A 22727-nucleotide genomic window follows, 5' to 3' on the forward strand; every position below is an offset into this window, starting at 1 on the left:
GCCATCGTCGTCATCATGATCGGGCGGAAGCGGAGCAGGGCGGCCTGGCGGATCGCCGCCACCGGTTCCATGTGCTGATCGCGCTCGGCGGCGATCGCGAAGTCGACCATCATGATGCCGTTCTTCTTCACGATGCCGATCAACAGGATGATGCCGATCAGCGCGATCAGCGAGAAGTCGAAGCCGGCCGCCATCAGGATCGCCAGCGCGCCGACGCCGGCCGAAGGCAGCGTCGACAGAATGGTGATCGGGTGGATGTAGCTCTCGTAGAGAATGCCGAGGATCAGATAGACCACCACGAGCGCCGCCAGGATCAGCAGCGGCACGGTCGACAGCGATTGCTGGAAGGCCTGCGCGGTGCCCTGGAAGCTCGAGCTCAGGGTCGGCGGCGCGCCGAGGTCGACCATCGCCTTCTGGACCGCCTCCGTCGCCTGGCCGAGCGCGACGCCCTGCGCCAGGTTGAACGAGATGGTGATCGCCGGGAATTGGCCCTGATGGCTGATCGACAGCGGCCGCACCGGCACGGTGGTCCACTTCGCAAAGGTCGACAGCGGCACCTGTTCGCCGGTCAGCGGCGACTTGATGTAGATGTTGTTCAGCGTATCGACCGAGCCCTGCAACTCGGGCAGCACCTCGAGGATGACGTGGTAGCTGTTGAGCTGGGTGAAGTACTGCGTCACCTGGCGCTGGCCGAACGCGTCATACAGCGTATCGTCGATCAGCTGCGGCTGGATGCCATAGCGAGAGGCGGTGTCGCGGTTGATCTTCAATTCGAGCGTGGTGCCGCTGCTCTGCTGGTCGGTGGCGACGTCGCGCAGTTGCGGCAGCGTCTGCATCTTGCTCAGAATCTTCGGCGCCCATTCGTTCAGTTCGGCGAGGTTGGCGTCCTGCAACGTGAACTCGAACTGGGTGCGGGTCGGGCGGCCGCCAAGGCGCACGTCTTGCGCGGCCTGCATGAACAGGCGGGCGCCCAGCACCTTTTCCAGCTTCGGGCGCAGCCGGGCAATGATCTGCTGCGCATTGGCGTCGCGCTCGCTCAGGGGCTTCAGCGTGATGAACATGTTGCCGTTGTTGCCGGCGCGGCCGCTGCCGCCGATCGCCATTGCCACCGTCGCGACGCCCGGATCCTGCATGACGATCTTGCTGAGCTCTTCCTGCTTGCCTTTCATGTCCGCGAAGGAAATGTCCTGGCCGGCTTCCGAGGTCGCGCTGATCAGGCCGACGTCCTGCTGCGGGAAGAAGCCCTTCGGGATGATGACGAACATGTAGATCGACAGCGCCAGGGTGGCGAAGAAGATCAACAACGTCGTGCGCTTCCAGCGCAGGGCAATGTCGAGCACGGTCTCATAGCCGCGCAGCATGGCATCGAAGCCGCGCTCGCTGAGCTTGTAGAGACGGCCGTGCCGTTCCTCATTGTGGGCGCGCAGGAAGCGCGAGGCCATCATCGGGGTCAATGTCAGCGACACGAACATCGAGACGAAGATCGTCATCGCCAGCACGACGGCGAACTCGCGGAACAGGCGGCCGATGATGCCGCCCATCAGCAGCAGCGGGATCAGCACGGCGACCAGCGAGATGCTGATCGAGACGATGGTGAAGCCGATCTCGCTCGAGCCCTTGAAGGCGGCCGCCATCGGCTTCTCGCCTTCCTCGATATAGCGGCTGATGTTCTCCAGCATCACGATGGCGTCGTCGACGACGAAGCCGACCGCGATCGTCAGCGCCATCAGCGACAGATTGTCCAGCGTGTAGCCGAACACCCACATCAGCGCGCAGGCGCCGAGCAACGCCAATGGCACCGTCACGGCGGGGATCACGGTCGCCCAGAAGCTGCGCAGGAAGGCGAAGATCACCATCACGACCAGGAAGATGGTCAGGAGCAGGGTGAACTGGACGTCCTCCACCGCGGCGCGGATCGTGGTGGTGCGGTCGGAGATCACCTCGATCTTGACCGCCGGCGGAATGGCGGCGACCAGGCGGGGCAGTGCCGCCTTGATCTTGTCGACTGTGTCGATGACATTGGCGCCGGGCTGCTTGAAGACGACGAGGAACACGCCGCGCTTGCCATTGGCCCAGGCGGCCTGCTTGGCGTCCTCCGGTCCGGTGACGGCCTGGCCGATGTCACGGATACGCAGCGGCCCGCCATTGCGGTAGGCGATGATGACGTCGTTCCAGGGCTCCGCGGTGAGCAACTGGTCGTTGGCATAGATGGTGTAGGCGCGGGTGGCGCCGTCGATATTGCCCTTCGGGCTGTCGACGGTCGCGATATTGATCGCGGCGCGGACGTCTTCCAGCGACAGGCCCTTGGCGACCAGCTTGGCGGGATCGATCTGGACCCGGACCGATGGCTTCTGCTGACCGCCGATGATGACCTGCGCGACGCCGGAAATCTGGCTGATCTGCTGGGCAAGCTGGGCGTCGACGGCGTCGCTGACCGTGGTCAGCGGCAGCGTCTCCGAGGTTGCCGACAGCAGCATGATCGGCGCGTCCGCCGGGTTGACCTTGCGATAGGTCGGCGGCGAGGGGAGGCTCTTCGGCAATTGGCCGCTGGCGGCGTTGATGGCAGCCTGGACGTCGTTGGCGGCGCCGTCGATCGAGCGGTTGAGGTCGAACTGGATGGTGACCGATGCCGTGCCGAGATAGCTCGTCGAGGTCATCTGCGCGATGCCGGGGATCTGCGCGAACTGGCGCTCCAGCGGCTGCGCGACCGAGGTCGCCATTGTCTCCGGGCTGCCGCCCGGGAGCGTCGCGGTGATCTGGATGGTCGGGAAGTCGACCTGCGGCAGTGGCGCGACCGGTAGCAGCGGATAGGCGACGAGGCCGACGAACAGGATGCCGGCCATCAGCAGCGAGGTGCCGATCGGGAAGCGAATGAATGGTGCGGAAATTCCGTCGCTCATTCCTGCGTAACCTTCGACTGGGACGGATCCGAGCTCGCCACCGCCGTGGTCACCAGGGTTCCCGGCGAGACCTTGTACTGGCCCGCGCTGATCACCTGCTGCCCCGGCGACAGGCCTTCGTCGATCACCGACTTGCCGTCGATCGACTGGCTGACCTTGATCTTGCGAAGCTCGGCCTTGTTCTCCTGATTGACAGAATAGGCGTAGAGGCCATCGGTGCCATGTTGCACCGCGTCATCGGGGACGACGGTGGCATCCTTCAAGGTTCTGACCAGGAGCCGGGTTGCGACCGACTGGCCCGGCCATAGCGCATGATCCTTGTTATCAAACACCGCCTTCAGCCGAACAGTCCCGCTCGTGGTGTCGACCTGATTGTTGATCAGTGCCAGCGCGCCGGTGGACAGCACCCGCTTGCCGTCGGTGGTCAGCGCAATGGTCTTGGGCGGCGCCACGGCCAGGGCTGCCTTGATATCGGGCAACTGGTCCTCAGGGGCGGTGAAGATCACGGTAATGGGCTCGATCTGGGTGATCGTCACGATGCCGGTCTGCGCCGAGGCATTGACGATGTTGCCGATATCGACCAGTCGCAGGCCGACGATGCCGTCGATCGGGGACTTCACGGTGGCGTAGTCGAGCTGGGTCTGGGCGTTGAAGATGGCGGCATCATCGGCCGCAATCTGGGCGGTGAGCTGGGCCACCGTGGAGCGCTGGGTGTCGAGCTGCTGGCGGGTCGCGAACTCGCCGAGCTTGGTGTAGCGCTGCAAATCGAGGTTGGCGTTGGCGAGATTGGCCTCGTCCTGGGCCTTCTTGGCCTTGGCCTGGTCGAGCGTCGCCTGATAGGGCCGCGGATCGATCTCGACCAGGGTGTCGCCGGCCTTGACGAACTGGCCTTCCTTGAAGGCGATCTTGGTGATCTGGCCGTCGACCCGGGTGCGGACCTGGACGGTGTTGAAGGCCTGCACCGTGCCGAGACCGGTCAGGTAGACCGGGAAGTCGGCCTTCTCGACCGGCGAGATCTTCACCGGAACCGCCGGCCGTTGGGCGGCGCGCTTCTGCGCAGCTTCGGCCGCCCGCTGGTTGTCCGTGTACTTCTGCCAGCCGAAATAACCGGCCGTGCCAAGCGCCGCGATCACTAAAACCCAACCGATGGAGCGTGACTTTGACATGCGGACTCTTAGGTTCGACGTAACAATAAAGGGTGATTGAAACGGTTCACAGAGCTTGCGGATATAATATGCGTGCACTTAATGTGTAAACACACCAAGGCTTGAGAATCCTAAACATTTGGAAAGGTTTAGGTCAGAAACGAGTGGAAACAATCCGTCTGGGAAACACACCGAGGACCCCTATGTCGCTCGATCTCAAACGCCAGTTCATTGCGCAGCTCGTCGAGAGTTCGAGGCTGCTGCGCAACTATATCGATCATCGTGCCAAGGCGCGAGGGACTACGCGCGCCCAGTGGATCGTGCTGTTCCGTCTGCGCGAGCAGGAGGGGCTGTCCCAGGTCGACCTCGCCGACGTGCTCGAATTACAGCCGATCTCGCTGGTGCGTCTGCTCGATCGCCTCGTCGAGCACGATCTGCTCGAACGCCGTCCCGATCCCAGGGATCGCCGCGCCAATCGGCTGTTCCTGACCAGAAGCGGACGCCGCCTGGTCGACGATCTCGACAGTCTGCGCGATGCAATCGCCTGTGACGTGCTGCGCGACGTATCGGACAAGCATGTCGAGAGTGGCCTCGCCACGCTCCGAGCGGTGAAGGACCGCATCAAGGCGCTTGGCGATGAGGCCGAGCACATCGCTGCGAAGTAGCGTTCAGCGGCTGCCGCCTGCGCGACCCGGTTGAAACGCATCGGGGTTGTCGTTCATATCGCGCAACGACGACGCGAGACGACGGGGGCGGCGATGGATGAGTTGAACGGGCGGATGATGGCTTGCCAGATCCTGGTCACCGGATTGATCGCGCGCGTCGCCAACGAGCAGCGCGATCCGCTGCGGTTTCTCACCGACTTTCGCGACGAGATCAAAGCGGTGGTCGATGGGGTCAATATCGCCGGGCTCGAGAACAGCGATCGGGTCCGGCAGGTTGCGCAACGGACCATCGATGAGTTGTTCGCGCTGATGAAGCCGCCGAGCGCCGAGTGATCGGTGTCGCTTCTGAGTGCAAATGCAGGGCCTCGCCGACCAAACGCGGACTCCATTTTAGAACGATTATTAGAACGCTTAAAAATTGCAGTTTAGAACGATTTCAAACCGTAGATTAGAATCGCTTTGAACTGAGGCGATTCAGGCGAACTGTGGCGCTGATCGCATTGATAAAGAAAGTCACGCTCGATAACCGAAGGTGACAGTTCGTCGCAGCTTCATTTCGCGATCGAACTTGCTTTTTTGGGGGCGTGCAAGAAATGAGCAATATGAGGGCGCCGAGGTCGCTGCGTTTCGAAGCAGCGACTGGTTCGGCTGATGAGACGAGCTATTCCGCCGCGAAGGTCTCCGCGGTCGCGAGCCTGATTGCGGTGGCATCGTTTTCGGGGGCCGAAGCCCAGCAATCGAACCTGCCGCCGGTGAACGTCGATGCTCCGGTTGCGCGTCCGCGCCCGGTCACGTCCAAGCCGACATCCGATCAGGTCCGCGCCCGTAACGCGCTGCGCCGTGCCGCGCGGCGCGCTAATCAACAGGCGCAACAGGCGCCGGTGCCGTTTCCCAACGCCGGCGGTCTTCCGCCCGACCGCAACCCCTACGCCGACCCGGCAGCGCCGTATAAGGGCGACCGCTTGCAGGCATCCTCGAAGTTTCCCGAGCCGATCCTGAACACACCGAAATCGGTCACGGTGCTGACCAAGGACATCCTCGAGGACAAGAACGCCACCTCGCTGAAGTCGGCGATCCTGAGCACTGCCGGCGTCACGCTCGGCACCGGCGAGGGCGGCAACGCGTTCGGCGACCGCTTCTTCATCCGCGGCTTCGACGCACGCAACGACATCTTCATCGACGGTGTACGCGATCCCGGCGTCAGCGTCCGCGAGAACTTCTTCACTGAGCAGGTCGAGATCCTGCGCGGCCCCGGCTCGTCGTTTGCCGGCCGCGGCACCACCGGCGGCGCGATCAACATCGTGACCAAGCAGGCGACGACGGAGAAGAGCTTCTACAACATGGACACCACGTTTGGCACCGACCAGACCAAGCGTGTGACGCTCGACGTCAACCAGGTGATCAGCCCGACGCTGGCGATCCGCGCCGGCGGCCTGTTCCAGGATGCCAAGGTCGCCGGGCGCAACAACACCACCGACGACCGCAGCGGGGCATTCGTCGCGGCGAAGTGGACGCCGATCGACGCAGTGAAGATCACCGCCGATTACGTGCACACCGACCTCCACGGTATTCCCGACTTCGGCGTTCCCTACTACCGGCCGGGTTCACCGGCGCCGGGAAACGTCTTCACCAGTACCGCGGGCGGACCGTTCCCGCAGTTCGGCTCGCCAGCCAACAATTTCTATGGCCTGGTCAATCGCGACTTCTTCAAGGTGCAGCAGGACATCGGAACGATCAGCACCGAGGTTCATGTCACGCCGGATCTCGTCCTCTCCGACAAGTTCCGCGCCTCGCGCGCCATGAACAACTACATCGGGACGATCGCCGAGTCGCCGGTCATCGCGACGCCGCTCTCGGCGTCCACGATCACGATGAATCCGCAGAGCCGCTATCAGATCACCGACGTGGTTGCAAACCAGAGCGAGGCGACCTACAAGTTCGACACTGGCGGCTTCAAGCACACGGCGGTCGGTGGCGTCGAGATCTCGCGCGAGACCTCGTATATCGACAAGTATACCGGCCTGAGTTCGGAGCTGACGACTGGTACGCCGTTCAACGGTGCCGGCTCGATTTCCGGCGTCAACGTGTTCTCGCCGCAATACACTTACGCGCCGTTCACATCGACGCCGACATTGAGCGGCCTGCCGACCAACCTCGCGATCGACACCGCCAGCGTTTATCTGCTCGACAGTGTCAACTACCACGACCTCGTCATCCTCAATGGCGGCATCCGCTACGACGACTACTCCATCAAGACCAGCGGATACGGCACGGTGGCTGGCGCGACGACGTTTGGCGCACAGAGCGCCGACTTCGGCATGCCGAACTTCAACCTCGGCCTGACGCTGAAGCCCGCGCCGAACGGCAGCGTCTACGCCGCATATGCGACCTCGTCGAACCCGGTGGGTGCCGAATTCGACGGCACCAGCACGGCGTATGGCGGCCTGTCGCCGATCCTCAACGGCAGCTCCAACCAGATCTTCGGGCCGGAAAAGAACCAGGCGATCGAAGTCGGCACCAAGTGGGAGTTGTTCGATCGGCACCTGCTGGTGACGGCGGCGCTGTTCCAGACCAACAAGGAGAATGCGCGCGAGGCGCAGAACGTCACGCCGACGACCGGCACGGCGACCTGTCCCTATCCGGTCACCAACCCGCCGACGACAGGCTCCGTATCGTGCATTACCGCAGGTGCGGCCTATTGGGTTCGTGGCATCGATCTCGGCGTCGGCGGCAAGATCACCGACAAGTGGAGCGTGTTCGGCGGCCTCGTTCTGATGCAGTCGCAGGTGACGAAGTCCAATGCGCCTTCGCCGCAGCCGCTGCTGTACCCGACCAATGTCGGGCTGCCGCTCGCCAACATCGCGCATCAATCGTTCAGCATGCTGACCAAATACCAGCTCACCGACATGTGGGAGCTCGGCGGGCAGGCGGTCTACCGCTCGAAGATTTATGGCGGCACGCTGCTCGCGGCCAACCAAGGCACCTCGCTGCCGAGCTACTGGCGCTTCGACGCCTTCGCCGAAGCGAAGGTCGACAAGCACTGGACCGTGAAGCTGTTCGTCAACAACATCTTCGACAAGCGCTACTACGATGCGCTCTACCAGAGTGCGACACCTTTCGTACTGGAAGCGCCGGGACGCGCCGCGTATCTGGTTGTTTCAGCGCGCTACTGACGAAGGCTTCGCGGCACGAGATGCTGGTCTGTGTTCCCAACGTATTGAGCAAGGCTGATGTGGCGGACTTCCGCCGCATCATGGACGCCAGCGGATGGGAAGACGGCCGCTCGACCGCAGGCGCTGCGTCCGCGCTGGTCAAGCGCAACGAGCAGCTGCCGCCCGACAGCGAGGTCGCGCGGCAGCTCGGCAACCGCGTCCTGACGGCACTGTCGGCGAGCCCGCGCTTCATCTCGGCGGCGATCCCACTTAGAATCTTTCCACCTTTGTTCAACCGCTACGCCGCAAGCGACGGGCACCATTTCGGCCTGCACGTCGACAATGCGGTGCGCGGCGACAAGCTGACGGGGTTGCGGATCCGCACCGATCTCTCGGTCACGCTGTTTTTATCTAATCCAGAGGATTACGATGGCGGCGAGCTGGTCATCGAGGACCTCTACGGATCACATGAAATCAAGCTGCCAGCAGGAGATCTCGTACTTTATCCTGCTTCCAGCTTGCATCTGGTAACGCCGGTCACGCGGGGGACCCGGGTTGCGTCTTTTTTCTGGCTCCAGAGCATGGTACGTGATGCCCACGCGCGCAGCCTGATCTTCGATCTTGATACTGCGATCCAGGCGCTGGTGGAGCGGCTGGGGCGCGATGACCCTGAAACGGTCAAATTGACCGGCATTTATCACAACTTGATCCGTCACTGGGCTGAAGTGTAACTGATGATGACATCCAAGTTCCTCGCTGCATCCGCCATGGTCGTCGCCCTGGCGATGTCCATGCTGACCGCGCCGGCTTCGGCGCAGCAGCAAACGGCACCTGCCGTGCAGCCCGCGCCCGTGACCCGGCCTCAGCCCGCGCCCGCGGCTCAGGTACCCGCCGCGCAGCCCGCGGCGATCGCCCAGCCTGCGGCCGCTGGCCAGACCGCGCCGGTGGCCCAGTCGGCGCCCGCGGTGCCGCCAGCGCAGGTTGCGCCAGCACCTGCGGCGGCTCCCGCACCGATGGCGAATGAGGCGTCCTTGACTGCCGCCGCGGGCGGCGATGCCAAATCGCCGAAGTCGACCAGCACCGGCCTGCACGAATTGTCGCCCTGGAATATGTTCCTGAACGCCGACATCATCGTGAAGGCGGTGATGCTCGGTCTCGCCTTCGCGTCGCTGGTGACCTGGACGGTGTTCATCGCCAAGATGGTCGAGCTGACCGTGGCGCAGAGCAAGCTGCGTGGCGCGCTGGCCAAGATCGCTGAATCGCGCTCGCTTGCGGAGGCGCAGTTCGCACTCGGCGCCAAGGGCAGCGTGTTGTCGTCGTTCATCGCAGCCGCGATGCGCGAGGGGCGGCTGTCGGCGGGCATCTCCAGCGACAGCGGCATCAAGGAACGCGCGGCGTCGAGCTTCGCCGAGATCGTGCGTGCCGAGGCCCGCAAGATCCGCATCGGCATGGGCCTGCTTGCGACCATCGGCGCGACGTCGCCCTTCGTCGGCCTGTTCGGTACCGTCTGGGGCATCATGAACAGCTTCATCGGCATCTCGAAGTCGCAGACCACCAACCTTGCCGTGGTGGCGCCGGGTATCGCGGAAGCGCTGCTCGCCACCGCGATCGGGCTCGTCGCGGCGATCCCTGCCGTGATCATCTACAACCACTTCTCGCGCGTCACGAAGGTGTATCTCGAGCTCGTCAACCGCGCCTCGGGCGCGGCGGGACGGCTGCTGTCGCGTGATCTCGATCGCACCCACGGCAGCGTTCCGCATGGTGCGCGTGCCGCGGCGGCGGAGTAGGCGATGGCAGTCTCGATCTCCGAGAACGATGGCGACGACGATTTCGCGGAATCCCACGAGATCAACGTCACGCCGTTCATCGACGTGATGCTGGTGCTGCTGATCATCTTCATGGTCGCGGCGCCGCTCTCGACCGTCGACCTGCCGATCGATCTTCCGACCTCCAGTGCGACGCCGCAGAAGAAGCCGGACAAGCCGACCTATGTCAGCATCAAGCCCGACCTCACGCTGGCGATCGGCGAGAACGCGGTGAAGCGCGCCGACCTGATCAATTCGCTGGATGCGGTGCCCGACATGAGCCGAGACAAATACGTGTTCCTGCGGGCGGACCGGATGGTCCCCTATGGCGAGCTGATGGGCGTGATGGAACTGTTGCGCGGCGGCGGCTACACCCATGTGAAGCTCGTCGCGCTCGAGGGCGTGCCGGGAGCGCCGGCGGCCCAGCAGGCCGAGCCGGCCAAGCCCTGACGGCGAAGCGCGATGTCGACCAACCCCGATCTCGACCTGCGTACCTCGAAGCGGCTCTGGGTGATCGCCGCGGTGATGGCGGTCGGGCTGCATCTCGGCGGCGTGGCGTTGGCACTGGCAAATTTGCGCGGCGACGACGGCGACGAGGGACTTGGCGCGGCCGGCGCGGAATACGCCGTCGAACTCGCCTCACCGGATGTACCCGAGGAAGCAGCACCGCCCGGCGCGCCGGCTGACGAGCAGCAGGCCGTTCAGGAGATGGCGCAGCAGAAGGCAGAGGTGAAGGACACCGACCTGCCTCAGGAAAAGCCTGTCGAGGCCGACGACCCCGACCGCATCGTGACGGAGGACACCGCCAAGAAGCAGAAGGAGGAGGAGGCCAAGGTCGCCAAGGTCGAGACCAACGCGCAGGAAGCACAGCAGGCCTCGGAGCAGGCCGCGCCAACCAAGCTGGAGGACGCGCGTCAGGCCGAGACCACGAAGGCGCCAAACCCCGGCATCGGCAAGGACAAGCTTGCGATGACCGCCAGATGGGGCAAGAAGATCAGCGCCTATCTCGACCTGCACAAGAAGTTTCCGGAGAACGGCAAGGTCAAGACGGCGAAGGTCAAGATCGCGCTCGTGCTCAATCGCGTCGGCAAGGTCCTGTCGGTCGCGGTGCTGGAATCGTCGGGAGACGCCGCCTTCGACGACGCCGCGGTCTCGATGGTCCACCGTTCCGATCCGGTCCCGGCGCCGCCGGCCGACCTGACCGAGGATCAGTTCTCCTTCAGCCTCGACGTCAACTACAACAAGTCGAAGCAGTAAGGGCCGCGTAGCTCGCGAGGATCGGCAACCCGGGATCCTCGACGCGGATCAGAAGCTCCTGAGCGTCGAACGTGCGCACTTTCCCGTCATCGGGAATCCCCAGGCCTTGCCGACGGAATGCCGCGTGACTGCGCGCACCGCCAGAGATCGGAGCGACCGCCAGTCGCGTGATCAAGTGCGTGGGGAGCCGCTTCGCATCCGGCGACTCGTCATGCGCGAAGCCGCAAATAGAGATTGTTCAGGATCAAGGCGACGCCGGTGATGCATGCGCCCGCGATCTGGACCCGCGTCGGTACGACGCCAATGATCGCCGAGACGGTGAACGCGGTGATCGGCACGACGTCCATGAAGAGCACGCCGTTCAAAGGCGTCAAAATCTTGTTGCCGAGATTCCAGCACAGCACGCCGGCGACGCTGGCAACGAGGCTCATGTAGAGAAGATGCGGAATGATGAAGAGCAGATCGGCCGCTGCCGGCAATGCGATCACCTGCGTCAGAGCGAGGATCGCGTTGATCGCGACGATCGTGGTCAGGCCGAGCGACATCGTCATGGTGGTGTATTTGAGGGCCGACCAGCTTGCGAAGCGTGCCGCGCTGAAGGTGTAGATCAGCCAGAAGATCATTCCGAGCACGATCAGCGCGTTGGCTGAATAGTTCTGCGGTTCGTGCAGCAGCCCGCCGACATCCCCCTTGGTGATGACGAGCGCGACGCCGCCAAACGACAGCAGCACCAGCAGCAGCGTGACGGGCGGCGGGAGAACCCTGCGGATCACCGAGATGATGAGGATGCCGAGCAATGGTTGCGTGGCGGCCATGATCGATGTCGTCAAGGCTCCGTCGCGTCCGGCCAGTTGCTGGCCGAGAAACACCAGGAAACCGAAGCCGGCGAACCCGATCGAGCCCAGCAGCCAGGCGAGAGCGATCGGCTCACCCTTCAGGTTCAGCGCGTCCGGCCCTTCCTTGATCCTGAGCAGGACGAGCGAGATTGCGGCCGCGATCAAATAGCGCAGCGACGTGAAGGTGAAGGGATCGACATGGGAGAGCGCGCTCGACATCACCGGAAACATCAGGCCGAACGAGACCGAGGCGGCGAGGCAATACAGAGTCCCCCTGAGGTAGACGGCGCGCGCGGAGCCGCGCTGGATGTCTGCGGACATCGATGGTGCCGGCGACGACGTGGCGGCGTTGGTCATGAACTTCTCCAGGCATGGCGGTTCGATCGCGAGGCTCGACCGTGCGCGCGAGACGCCATTCTTGACCATTGGCACGAATGACATATATCGTGAATATCGTGCCAAATTCGCAACATACGAAGCCGGCAGGCAGGGCCCGGCGGGACAGCGCCCGCAACAGGGTGGTCGCGCTGCTGGCCTATGACGGCGTCAATGCTTTCGAGCTCGGCATGGCGCTCGAGGTGTTTGGCCTGCCGAACATGGGCCGCGACTGGTATCGGGTCGCGGTGTGCGCGGAGCGGCCGGGTGTGCCGGTTGCGGCCGGGGCCGGCGTCAAGATCGTCGCCGACGTCGACTTCTCGTTCCTGTCGCAGGCCGGCACGATCATCGTGCCGGGCTGGCAGGACATCGAGGCGTCACCGCCCGAGGCGGTGGTCACAGCGCTTCGCCGCGCGCATGCGCGCGGGGTCCGCATCGCATCGATCTGTTCCGGCGTATTCGTGCTGGCTGGCGCCGGACTGCTGGAGGGCCGGCGCGTTGCGGCGCACTGGGCGCATGCCGAGCCGCTGGTGCACCGGCATCCTGCGCTGCGCGTCGATGCCAAGGTGCTCTATGTCGACGATGGGGACATCATGAGTTCGGCGGGACGTGCGGCTGGTCTCGATCTGTGTATCCATATCGTGCGCAAGGATTTCGGACCCGAGATCGCCAATGATGTGGCGCGGCGCCTGGTGATTCCGGCGCACCGCGAGGGCGGGCAGGCGCAGTTCATTCCTAATCCGGTGGTCCTTGCCGACGGCGATCCTCTCGCCGAACTCTGCGCATGGATGCGCAGGCATCTGGATCGCGACCTGACGATCGAAGGCCTTGCAGGCAGGGCGCGCATGAGCCGGCGCACCTTCATTCGGCGCTTCGAGACCGCAACCGGCATGTCACCCGGTGAATGGGTGCTGCAGGAGCGCATGACGCGGGCACGAGACCTGCTGGAAGCCACCGCCATGTCGGTCGAGGACGTCGCGACCGCGGTTGGCTTCGGCACCGCGGATGCGCTGCGCCACCATTTTCGCACCCGCCTCGACACCAGTCCGATGCGCTATCGGTTGGACTTCGCCCCGAAGGCAAGGCCGCCGCTCAAGGCGGGCCAGCGAAGCTGACCCGCCTGATAGGGCAATGACGACGTCTCAGTTCTTCTTCACCAGCGGGCAGGCGCTCTTCTCGAGCGGCAGGAAGGCTTCATCCGCCGGGATGGTCGCCATCAGCTTGTAATAGTCCCACGGATACTTCGATTCCGACGGCTTCTTCACCTCGAACAGATAGGCGGGATGGATCTTGCGGCCGTCGACCCGGATCGAACCCTTGCCGAACAAGGGATCGTCGGTCGGCAACTCCTTCATCTTGGCAACGACGGCGCGCCCGTCATGCGGATTGCCGCCGAGTGCTTCCAGCGCCTTGAAGTAGTGGATCAGCGAGGCATAGACGCCGGCCTGCACCATGGTCGGCGGGTTCTTCTTGAACCGCTCCATGAAACGCTTCGAAAAGGCGCGGGTCTGGTCGTTCATGTCCCAGTAGAAGCTTTCGGTGAAGTTCAGCCCTTGCGCGACGTTGAGGCCGAGCGAGTGCACGTCGGTCAGGAACATCAGCATGCCCGCAAGCTTCTGGCCGCCCGACACGATGCCGAATTCCGCGGCCTGCTTGATCGCGTTGGTGGTGTCGCCGCCGGCATTGGCAAGGCCGATCACCTTGGCCTTCGAGCTCTGCGCCTGCAACAGGAAGGACGAGAAGTCGGCGGTGTTGAGCGGGTGCTTGACGCTGCCGAGCACCTTGCCGCCGCCCGCGGTGACCGCGGCCGTGGTGTCGCGCTCGAGCGCCTGGCCGAACGCATAGTCTGCGGAGATGAAGAACCAGGTGTCGCCGCCGGATTTGACCAATGCCCGGCCGGTGCCGTTGGCAAGCATGTAGGTGTCGTACGACCAGTGCACCGTATTGGGCGTGCACTGCGAGCCGGTGAGATCGGACGAGCCCGAACCCGAGTTCAGATTGACGACGTTCTTGTCCTTGGCGAGGTTGGCGATCGCGAGGCCGACATTGGAGGCCGCGAGATCGACGAACACGTCGACCTTCTCGACGTCGATCCATTGCTTGCCGATGTTGACGGCGACATCGGGCTTGTTCTGGTGATCGGCCGAGATCAGGTCGATCTTCCAGCCCTTCGCCAGCAACCCGGAATCCTCGATCGCCATCTGCGCCGCCACCGTCGAACCGGGGCCGCCGATGTCCTGATACAGACCGGACTGATCGCCGAGTGCGCCGACCTTTGCGACCTTGTCCATCGTCTGCGCCAGCGCATTGCCGGCGAACACCAGGCTCGTGGTCATGACCAAGGCTGCAATGGAACGCTTCATCTTCCCTCCAGTATGATTTTGTTTTTTGAGTTCCTCATTATGCCCGGCATCGGGCGCATCGCCTAGGGCAGTGGCGCAAGCGATCGTGCGCGATATTCCACGCTGCGGCGATTGAAACGGCCGTTACGCGCGACGGGATGCCGCGGTGCGAGCTGTCGATGATGGAAGCCGGAAATGAGGTGTCGCGGCGACGGCGCTATTTCCAGTAGTAGCGGATCGCGACATAGACCACGACGAGGCACGCGAAGATCAGCGCCACCGGCAAAGGACGTTTGGCGTTGGGGTCGGATGTGGTCGCCTTCTTGGCCGGCAGGCGGCGGAACGCCGTGACGTTTCCGCTGTCGGCGACCGGTTCGCGCGTGCGCGCCGGAACCTCCGGCGCTTTGCCGGCGCCGCCCATCTCCGCGTAGTAGGTGCGGTACATCTCCTGGATGGTGGTCTCGCCGGCCTCGGCCTCGCTCATCTGCTCCAGCAGCTTCTTGTAGATGGCGAGGAAATTCTGCGCTTCGGGGGGCAGGGCTGAGGCGCCGTTCAGCTTGGCCATCATCTTCCAGGTCGCAAAGTCCGCCCGCGCGCGGGTGTCGGCGCGGCGTGCAATCAGCATATCGGCAGCTTTGATCACCATGGCCTCGAAGCGTTCCTGTCCCAGCGCACGGCCCCGGATCAGCATCGGGGCATGCTTGAAGCAAAGCTATGTGTTTCCCGTAATCAGGAGAAGGGCGTTCGCCACATAGCCGGTCAGAGTTCGCAGTATCGTTGAAATAACATCAAGATTTAGGCCGACCTGCCTGCCGATCACCGGCAGCAGGATCAACAGCCCGATCAGGATCAGCATGCCGTAGGGCTCCAGCCGGGCGAGCGGGATCGCCAGCGGCCGCGGCAGCAGCCCGACCGCGACCCGGCCGCCGTCCAGCGGCGGGATCGGCATCATGTTGAAGATCGCGAGCACGATGTTGATCAGGAATGCGTTTTTCAGATTGTCCGCGGTCCATTTTGCCGCATCTGCCGGCACCAATGGCAGTGCGTGGAATGCCAGCGCCGCCGCGGTCGCCAGGATGATGTTGGTCACCGGGCCCGCCAGCGCCACCCAGACCATGTCGAGCTTGGGGTGGTTGAGGTTGCGGAAATTCACCGGCACCGGCTTGGCGTAGCCGAACAGGAACGGCGAATGCGCGAGCAGCAGCATGGCCGGCAGGATCAGCGTGCCAAAGGGGTCGATGTGCTTCAGCGGGTTGAAGCTGACGCGGCCGAGCTTCCATGCGGTGTCGTCGCCGAACCGGTGCGCGACGAAGCCGTGCGCGGCTTCGTGAAACGTGATGGCGATGACGAGCGGCAGCACCCAGACGGAGATGTCGTAGAGGGAGATGTTCAATTGCGTGCCGCCTTGGGTTCGCTTGGACCGGACCCTCAGGCTAACACGGATTCGATAACGGCATTGCCGGCGAGCGCTGCGATGCCTCAGCGCGTGTCGGGTGCGACGGCCGGCTTGGCCGCGCGCGCTGCTTGCGGCTGGGTGGTCGCGATCCAGATGCCGGCGAACACGGCGACGATGCCAGCCATCAGATTCCAGCTCAGCGGTTCGCCGAGCAGCGCTGCGCCGACCACTGAAGCCGCGATCGGGTTCACGGTGACGGAGATCGCCACCCGGGTCGGCGTCGTCCGCTCCAGCGCGAAGGCCCAGAGATAGAAGGTCAGCGCCGCGCCGAAGGCCCCGAGATAGATCGCCCCGAACCATTGCGCCGCAGCGAAGCCGGCAACCGGCGCGAAACTGCCGCGCAGCAGCGATGCGACGATCAGCACCACCGCTCCGGCCGCCATCGCTAACGTGGTGAAGGGGATCGGGCCCGAGCGCCGGATGAAGGGTTTCGACCAGATGCTGTAGAGCGCCATGCACAGCGCGGCCGCGACCATCAGGAGATCGCCGCGCCAGGCGCCCGGTGGCGCCGTGGTGAGGCCGGAGAGCAGGGCCATCGCGACGCCGAAGATCGTGACCAGGACGCCCGTGGTCTTGCGTGCGGTGAGCGGCTCGGCGCCGAGCGCGGCGGCGACCAGCATCGTCAGCAGCGGCAGCGTCGAGAGCGCGAGCGCGCCGCGCGCGGCCGTGGTGAAGATCAGCGAGGCGTTGAACAGGACCGGGAACGCCGCAAAGAACAGCAAGCCAAGGCCGGCGACGCCCGGCCAGTCGCGCGATGGCGGCCAGCTTCCCCGTTGCAGCAGCGCGAGCGGCAGCAACAGCACGACGCCGATGCCGAAGCGGAACGCGCCGATCGCCAGCGGATCGATCGTGCCGACCAGAAACCGCGTTGCCCCGATCGAGGTTCCGCCGAGCGCGCTCGACAGCACCGCCGCCAACACCCCCCAGATTTCGCCCATCCCGTTCGATCCCGCTGTTTTACTTGCGCAATCTAGGGACATCGGCATAATCAGGGAATAGAATAAGATTGATCAATCAAATCACGGATTATTATGAGTTCGCCTGTCCTCGACCCGGATCTGTTGCAGGCCTTTGTTGCGGTGGCGGACCATCGTTCCTTCACCCGCGCCGCCTCGGCGCTGAACCGGACCCAATCGGCGATCAGCATGCAGGTGAAGCGGCTGGAGGAGCGGCTCCAGGCCGAGCTGTTTCATCGCAGCACCTCCAGCGTCGAGCTGAGCGCGGCCGGCGAGGGATTGCTCGGTTACGCCCGCCGCATCCTGAGCCTCAATGCCGAAGCGGTCGGCCGGGTGCGCGCGCACGGCACCGACGGCCGGGTCCGCCTGGGCGTGATGGACGACTACGGAACGCTGATCGTGCCGCCGTTGCTCAAGGATTTCATCGCCAATTATCCGTTGATCCATGTCGAGATGGAGACCGGGCTGACGTCGTCGATGACCGACCGGCTCGGCGAGGCCTATGATCTCGTGATCGCGATGCACCCGGAAGGGCGCGGCGAGGGCGAGTTGCTGCGCACCGAGCAGGCGGTGTGGGCCACGAGCGCGGCGCATCGTGTCGAAGACCTCGATCCGCTGCCGGTCGCGCTCTATCCGCAGGGCTGCCTGTTCCGAAGCTGGGCGATGCAGGCGCTCGACCAGGCAGGCAGGCCGTGGCGGCTCGCCTTTGTCAGCCACAGCCTGTCCGCGGTCGAGGCGATCGCCGCGCAGGGCCTCGCCGTGACCGTGGTCAAATCGGGCACCTTTCCGCCGACGCTGCGGCGCTTGAGCGCGCGTGAGGGCATGCCGCGGCTGCCGCGGGCCGAAATCCGCCTGCACCGCGCGCCAAACCTCGCGCGCGCTGCCTCGCTATTGGCCGACCATCTCGTGGCCGCGCTGCGGCAGCCGGCGAAACGAGCCAGCTAGAGCGTTTTCGAGCGAAGTGGATACCGGTTCGCGTGAAGAAAACGCGTCAACACAAGAACCTAGAGCCCCGTTCCGATTCCATCGGAACGGGAACGGCTCTAGTACGTAGCCCGGCCGCCGGAGATGTCGAACACCGCGCCTGTCGAGAACGCGCAGTCCTCCGACGCCAGCCACGCCACCATCGAGGCCAGCTCCTCGACCTGCACGAAGCGGGCCTTTGGAATCTTCGAGAGCATGAAGTCGATATGCGCTTGCGTCATCTGGTCGAAGATCGCGGTCTTCGCCGCCGCCGGCGTCACCGCATTGACCAGGATGTCGTGCTGCGCGAGCTCCTTGCCGAGCGATTTGGTCAGCGCGATCAGGCCGGCCTTCGACGCGGAATAATGCGCGGCGTTCGGATTGCCTTCCTTGCCGGCGATCGAGGCGATGTTGACGATGCGGCCGTATTTCTGGCCGATCATGGTCGGGACGATCGCCCTGCAGCAGATGAACGGACCCTCGAGATTGATGCGCATCACCCGGCGCCAGTCGTCGAGATCGGTTTCCCAGACCGGCTTGTTGGCGCCGGTGATACCGGCATTGTTGACCAGGATGTCGATCTTGCCGAAGGCCCGCAGCGTCTGATCGCGCGCGGCGTCGACCGCGTCGGGATCGGTGACGTCGGTCTTGATCGCGATCACGTTCTCGCCGATCGCGCGCGCGGTCTTCTCGGCCAGCGGCTGGTCGAAATCCCAGATCGCGACCCTGGCGCCGGAGGCGACAAAACGCTCGGTAATGGCGCGGCCGAACCCTTGGGCGCCGCCGGTGACGACGGCTGCGCGGCCGTTGAGATCGATCTTGTTCATGTTGGATGCCTTTGCGAGCCCATCAGAGCATGAAGCCGCCGTCGACGACCATGTCGACGCCGGTGGTGAAAGCAGCCTCGTCACTCGCAAGATACACAGCCATGGCCGCGATCTCGTCGGCGGTACCGAGCCGGCCCATCTTCTGGCGGGCGACGAACTTCTCGCGTCCGTCCGGGCCCGCGGCAGCTGCGCGCTCCAGCATCGAGGGTGTCTCGACGGTGCCGGGGCAGATCGCGTTGCAGCGGATGCCCTGGGTGATGAAGTCGAGCGCAACGGCGCGCGTGAGCAGCGAAACCGCCGCCTTCGACGCGCTGTAGACGTAGCGATTGGCCGGCGGCCGCAACGCCGCGCAGGACGAAATGTTGACGATGCTGCCGCCACCGCCTTCCAGCATCGCGGGCAGAAACGCCTTGATGGTCCGGTGCATGGATTTGACGTTGAGATCGAACGAGAAGTCGAAGTCTTCGTCGGAGCACTCCAGAATGGTGCCGTGATGCACGAAGCCCGCCGCATTGAGCAGGATGTCGATCTTGCCGACGCGCTTGGCGAAGCTGTTGACATCGGTGGTGCTGCGAACGTCGAGCCGCGCGGTCTCGGCGATGCCGTCCTTGCTGAGCGTGGCGATGCCGCTCTCGTTGATGTCGGTGGCGATCACGGTCGCGCCCTCGCGGGCGAATGCGATCGCGCATGCACGCCCGATGCCTGCCGCGGCGGCGGTGACGACGGCGCGCTTTCCCTTCAGTCTGTCTGACATGGAAGTCTCCTCGAAGTCCTGATTGGATTTGTTGCCGCCGTCATTGCGAGGAGAGAAGCGACGAAGCAATCCATACTTCCGCGGGGGAGAGATGGATCGCTTCGCTGCGCTCGCAATGACGATGCGGAGCTAGTGATTGTCGCGCGCGACGCCGACCCGGCCCGCGATGTCGTGGTAGCGCGTCGCGAGCTCGAGGCAGGCGCCGGTGGCGTGCTGGCCGACGGTCTGGCGGTAGAGCTCCTGCCACGGTGTCTGGTTGGCCGGGTGCGGGAAGCCGCCCTTGGCCTTCAGCTCGGCGCGGCGGGTGCGCAACTCGTCCTCCGAGATCATGATGTTGGCGCTGCCCTTGTTGAGGTCGATGCGCACCTTGTCGCCGGTCTTCAGGATCGCAAGCCCGCCATCGGCGGCAGCCTCCGGCGAGGCGTTGAGGATCGATGGCGAGCCCGAGGTGCCGGACTGCCGGCCGTCGCCGATGCAGGGCAGGGACAGGATGCCGCGTTTGATCAGCGCCGCCGGCGGCTGCATGTTCACGACCTCGGCGCCGCCGGGATAGCCGATCGGGCCGGTGCCGCGGATGAACAGCACGCAGTGCTCGTCGATACCGAGCGCGGGATCCTCGATCCGGTCGTGATAGTCCTCCGGACCCTCGAACACGATGGCGCGGCCCTCGAAGGCGTTGAGGTCCTTCGGGTTGGACAGGTAACGGTCGCGGAATTCCTTCGAGATCACGCTGGTTTTCATGATTGCGGAATCGAACAGATTGCCGCGCAAGACCAGAAAGCCGGCGTCCTTCACCAGCGGCTTGTCGTAGCCCCAGATCACGTCGCCGTCGGGCGCAGGCGCTTCCTTGCAGTTCTCGCCCATGGTGCGGCCGTTGACGGTGAGGGCGCCTTCATGGATGCGCTTGTGCTTGATCAACTCGCGCACGACCGAGGGCACGCCGCCGGCGCGGTGATACTCTTCGCCGAGATAGAAGCCGGCCGGCTGCATGTTCACGAGCAACGGCACGTCGTGGCCGTATTTCTGCCAGTCGTCGATCGACAGCTCGACGCCGACATGGCGCGCCAGCGCGTTGATGTGGATCGGCGCATTGGTCGAGCCGCCGATCGCGGAGTTGACCACGATGCAGTTCTCGAACGCCTCGCGGGTCAGGAAGTCCGACGGCTTGAGGTCGTCCCACACCATGTCGACGATGCGCTTTCCGGTCTCATAGGCGATCTGGCCGCGCTCGCGATAGGGCGCCGGGATCGCCGCGCAGCCCGGCAGCGAGAATCCGAGCGCTTCGGCGAGCGAATTCATCGTCGAGGCGGTGCCCATCGTGTTGCAATGGCCGACCGAGGGCGCCGAGGAGGCCACGATCTCGATGAACTGCTCGTAGTCGATCTCGCCCGCGGCAAGCCGCTCGCGGGCCTTCCACACCACGGTGCCGGAGCCGGTGCGCTGGCCTTCGTGCCAGCCGTTCAGCATCGGGCCGCCCGACAGCACGATCGCGGGCAGATTGACGGTCGCCGCCGCCATCATGCAGGCCGGCGTGGTCTTGTCGCAGCCGGTGGTCAGCACCACGCCGTCGAGCGGATAGCCGAACAGCACCTCGACGAGGCCGAGATAGGCGAGGTTGCGGTCGAGCGCCGCGGTCGGGCGCTTGCCGGTCTCCTGGATCGGATGGGTCGGGAATTCCATCGCGATGCCACCGGCGGCGCGGATACCCTCGCGGACGCGGTGCGCGAGCTCGAGGTGATGCCGGTTGCAGGGCGACAGGTCGTTGCCGGTCTGGGCGATGCCGATGATCGGCTTGCCCGACTGCAATTCCTCGCGGGTCAGGCCGTAATTGAGGTAGCGCTCGAGATAGAGCGCGGTCATGCCCGGATTGTGCGGGTTGTCGAACCATTCCTGGGAGCGGAGCCTGCGGCCCTTGCCCTTCTTGGTCTCGCCTGCGGCGCCGTGCCCGTTGGTGTGGGGTTTTGTCATTGGTTTCTCCCGCAATGCAAACTCTTGATCGGCCCATTCAAGGGCTCTGGTTCAACGTTGTTCTACCTTGCGCAAATCGTCGCGCATTACAAACCCAGCCGATCACGCACAGGTGTTTCACTGGATGGATTGGACCTTAGTTGAACCATCTTGGTTGCGCTATCATTTTATCATTTTCGTCTCCCGTGTGACGGGCCGGTGTCGGTCGGATGTCAGTTGCGTCGCGTCGAGCTTTGCCGTTCCATGACGCTGAAGCCGAGATCGACGACGGGGTCGGCAGGCCTGCGGCCTTCCAGCGTCTCGATCACCATGGTGGCGGCGTTTCTGCCCATTTCGTAGCGGTTGGTGCGCACGCTGCTCAGCGTTGGTTCGCTCGATGCCATGAATTCGAGGTCGTTGAAGCCGACGATTGCCATCTGCTCCGGCACCGCCACGTGCCGGCGCTTGCATTCGAACAGCGCGCCGAGCGCAAGGTCGTCATTGACGCAGAACACGGCGTCGATGTCGGGCGCCTTGGCGAGCAGGTCGGCAAACAATGTCCCGCCCAGCGTCACCGAGGTCGGTATCGCCGTGGTGACAATGAGTTGCGGATCAAGCAGCCCGGCGTCGGTCATCGCAGCGCGATAGCCGTCGAGCCGACGCTGTACCCTTGGATCCATCCGCGCGCCGAGGAAGCCGATCCGCCGGTAACCCTGCGCGAGAAGGTGGGCGATCGCTGCTTTTGCTGCGTCAAAATGCGAGAATCCGATCATCATGTCGATCGGCGAGGGGCCGACCTCCATGATTTGCACGATCGGGCAATCGACGGATTCCATGATGCGGCGGGAATCGGCGGTCTGGTTGATGCCGGTCACGATCAGCCCTGCCGGCTTCTGGGCCAGAAACAGACGCAGCAGGCGCTCTTCCTGCAGGATGCTGTAGCGGGTGTTGGCGAGCTGAATGCTGTAGCGGCTGCCGTCGAGTGCGTCATAGATGCCGCGCAGCACGTCGGAGAACACGTTGTTGGTCAGCGACGGGATCAGGACACCGATCACCTCGGTGCGCTGCGACGCCAGCGCGCGTGCCGCAAGATTGGGCACGTAACCGAGTTCTTTTGCCGCACTTTCGACGCGCGCGCGCTTGCCGGCCGAGAGGGCTTCCGGATTCCTGAAGAAGCGTGAGGCCGTAATCGGGCTGACGCCGGCGAGCTTCGCGACTTCGGCGAGCCGGATCTTGCCTGGCATGATGCGTTTTCGGGCCATTTGCCGCTCATACCACGACGTTCGTCGCAGACAAACCGATATTGACAGCGCTACCAAGCGGTTGCTAATCGAACGATTGCCAAAA

General features: G+C 64.4%; 20 protein-coding genes. 9 read left to right on the forward strand and 11 right to left on the reverse strand.

Translation table 11 applies throughout. The annotated features are described in order from the left end of the window. Together B2W55_RS14590 and B2W55_RS14595 are read right to left on the reverse strand one after the other, a co-directional pair. Positions 1-2900: efflux RND transporter permease subunit (locus B2W55_RS14590; RefSeq protein ID WP_291532235.1), on the reverse strand; the 2900-nt coding region annotated here is incomplete at its 3' end. After that, positions 2897-4066, reverse strand: coding sequence for an efflux RND transporter periplasmic adaptor subunit (locus B2W55_RS14595; protein WP_024582202.1), 1170 nt, complete (start codon positions 4064-4066; stop codon positions 2897-2899). The genes B2W55_RS14595 and B2W55_RS14590, both read right to left, overlap by 4 nt. Positions 4067-4248: 182 nt before the next feature. Here B2W55_RS14595 and B2W55_RS14600 point away from each other — a divergent pair, with 182 nt between their 5' ends. The 7 genes from B2W55_RS14600 to B2W55_RS14630 all read left to right on the forward strand — a co-directional run bounded on the left by B2W55_RS14600 (position 4249) and on the right by B2W55_RS14630 (position 10924). Then, the gene (locus B2W55_RS14600) at positions 4249-4710 is read left to right on the forward strand and encodes a MarR family winged helix-turn-helix transcriptional regulator (RefSeq protein ID WP_024582201.1); all 462 of its coding nucleotides are present in this window, start codon (positions 4249-4251) and stop codon (positions 4708-4710) included. Between the two features lie 93 nt (positions 4711-4803). Next, on the forward strand, positions 4804-5043 hold the full coding sequence (locus B2W55_RS14605) for a hypothetical protein (protein WP_024582200.1): 240 nt from the start codon (positions 4804-4806) through the stop codon (positions 5041-5043). Between the two features lie 260 nt (positions 5044-5303). Next, positions 5304-7883, forward strand: a complete 2580-nt coding sequence (locus B2W55_RS14610) for a TonB-dependent receptor (protein ID WP_024582199.1) — start codon at positions 5304-5306, stop codon at positions 7881-7883. A gap of 20 nt (positions 7884-7903) precedes the next feature. Further along, positions 7904-8593: a Fe2+-dependent dioxygenase gene (locus B2W55_RS14615; protein ID WP_024582198.1), complete on the forward strand. Its 690-nt coding sequence runs from the start codon at positions 7904-7906 to the stop codon at positions 8591-8593. A gap of 3 nt (positions 8594-8596) precedes the next feature. Beyond that, positions 8597-9649 carry a tonB-system energizer ExbB gene (gene exbB / locus B2W55_RS14620; protein WP_024582197.1) on the forward strand — a complete coding sequence of 351 codons (1053 nt, stop codon included), beginning with the start codon at positions 8597-8599 and terminating at the stop codon, positions 9647-9649. 3 nt (positions 9650-9652) lie between these two features. Next, the gene (exbD, locus tag B2W55_RS14625) at positions 9653-10117 is read left to right on the forward strand and encodes a TonB system transport protein ExbD (protein ID WP_024582196.1); all 465 of its coding nucleotides are present in this window, start codon (positions 9653-9655) and stop codon (positions 10115-10117) included. Positions 10118-10129: 12 nt separating this feature from the next. After that, positions 10130-10924, forward strand: coding sequence for a TonB family protein (locus tag B2W55_RS14630; RefSeq protein WP_024582195.1), 795 nt, complete (start codon positions 10130-10132; stop codon positions 10922-10924). Positions 10925-11133: 209 nt separating this feature from the next. Here the strand turns inward: B2W55_RS14630 and B2W55_RS14635 are convergent, their stop codons facing one another. Beyond that, entirely contained in the window at positions 11134-12117 is a 984-nt protein-coding gene (locus B2W55_RS14635; protein WP_200894420.1) for a DMT family transporter, read from the reverse strand. A gap of 77 nt (positions 12118-12194) precedes the next feature. Here B2W55_RS14635 and ftrA point away from each other — a divergent pair, with 77 nt between their 5' ends. Continuing rightward, on the forward strand, positions 12195-13250 hold the full coding sequence (ftrA, locus tag B2W55_RS14640; protein WP_024582193.1) for a transcriptional regulator FtrA: 1056 nt from the start codon (positions 12195-12197) through the stop codon (positions 13248-13250). Positions 13251-13277: 27 nt separating this feature from the next. Here the strand turns inward: ftrA and B2W55_RS14645 are convergent, their stop codons facing one another. From B2W55_RS14645 to B2W55_RS14660, 4 genes are all read right to left on the reverse strand, one after another. Then, positions 13278-14498, reverse strand: coding sequence for an ABC transporter substrate-binding protein (locus tag B2W55_RS14645; RefSeq protein ID WP_024582192.1), 1221 nt, complete (start codon positions 14496-14498; stop codon positions 13278-13280). Between the two features lie 196 nt (positions 14499-14694). Beyond that, positions 14695-15102 carry a hypothetical protein gene (locus tag B2W55_RS14650; RefSeq protein ID WP_024582191.1) on the reverse strand — a complete coding sequence of 136 codons (408 nt, stop codon included), beginning with the start codon at positions 15100-15102 and terminating at the stop codon, positions 14695-14697. Positions 15103-15189: 87 nt separating this feature from the next. After that, positions 15190-15870 (reverse strand): site-2 protease family protein, encoded by a 681-nt coding sequence (locus B2W55_RS14655; protein WP_024582190.1) that lies wholly within the window; start codon positions 15868-15870, stop codon positions 15190-15192. An 86-nt stretch (positions 15871-15956) separates the two neighbouring features. Beyond that, on the reverse strand, positions 15957-16871 hold the full coding sequence (locus tag B2W55_RS14660) for a DMT family transporter (protein ID WP_024582189.1): 915 nt from the start codon (positions 16869-16871) through the stop codon (positions 15957-15959). A gap of 93 nt (positions 16872-16964) precedes the next feature. Between B2W55_RS14660 and B2W55_RS14665 the strand changes: the two genes are divergently transcribed. Then, a complete protein-coding gene (locus B2W55_RS14665) occupies positions 16965-17834 on the forward strand; it encodes a LysR substrate-binding domain-containing protein (RefSeq protein WP_024582188.1) in 870 nt (289 codons plus the stop codon). 98 nt (positions 17835-17932) lie between these two features. Here B2W55_RS14665 and B2W55_RS14670 read toward each other — a convergent pair whose 3' ends face one another. The 4 genes from B2W55_RS14670 to B2W55_RS14685 all read right to left on the reverse strand — a co-directional run bounded on the left by B2W55_RS14670 (position 17933) and on the right by B2W55_RS14685 (position 22642). After that, a complete protein-coding gene (locus B2W55_RS14670; RefSeq protein ID WP_024582187.1) occupies positions 17933-18679 on the reverse strand; it encodes an SDR family NAD(P)-dependent oxidoreductase in 747 nt (248 codons plus the stop codon). Between the two features lie 22 nt (positions 18680-18701). After that, the gene (locus B2W55_RS14675) at positions 18702-19433 is read right to left on the reverse strand and encodes an SDR family oxidoreductase (RefSeq protein WP_024582186.1); all 732 of its coding nucleotides are present in this window, start codon (positions 19431-19433) and stop codon (positions 18702-18704) included. Between the two features lie 129 nt (positions 19434-19562). Then, positions 19563-21401 (reverse strand): IlvD/Edd family dehydratase, encoded by a 1839-nt coding sequence (locus B2W55_RS14680; RefSeq protein ID WP_024582185.1) that lies wholly within the window; start codon positions 21399-21401, stop codon positions 19563-19565. 212 nt (positions 21402-21613) lie between these two features. After that, the gene (locus tag B2W55_RS14685; protein ID WP_024582184.1) at positions 21614-22642 is read right to left on the reverse strand and encodes a LacI family DNA-binding transcriptional regulator; all 1029 of its coding nucleotides are present in this window, start codon (positions 22640-22642) and stop codon (positions 21614-21616) included. Positions 22643-22727: the final 85 nt, after the last annotated feature.

The sequence above is a fragment of the Bradyrhizobium sp. UBA2491 genome, from assembly GCF_002341725.1.
Taxonomy (GTDB): domain Bacteria; phylum Pseudomonadota; class Alphaproteobacteria; order Rhizobiales; family Xanthobacteraceae; genus Bradyrhizobium.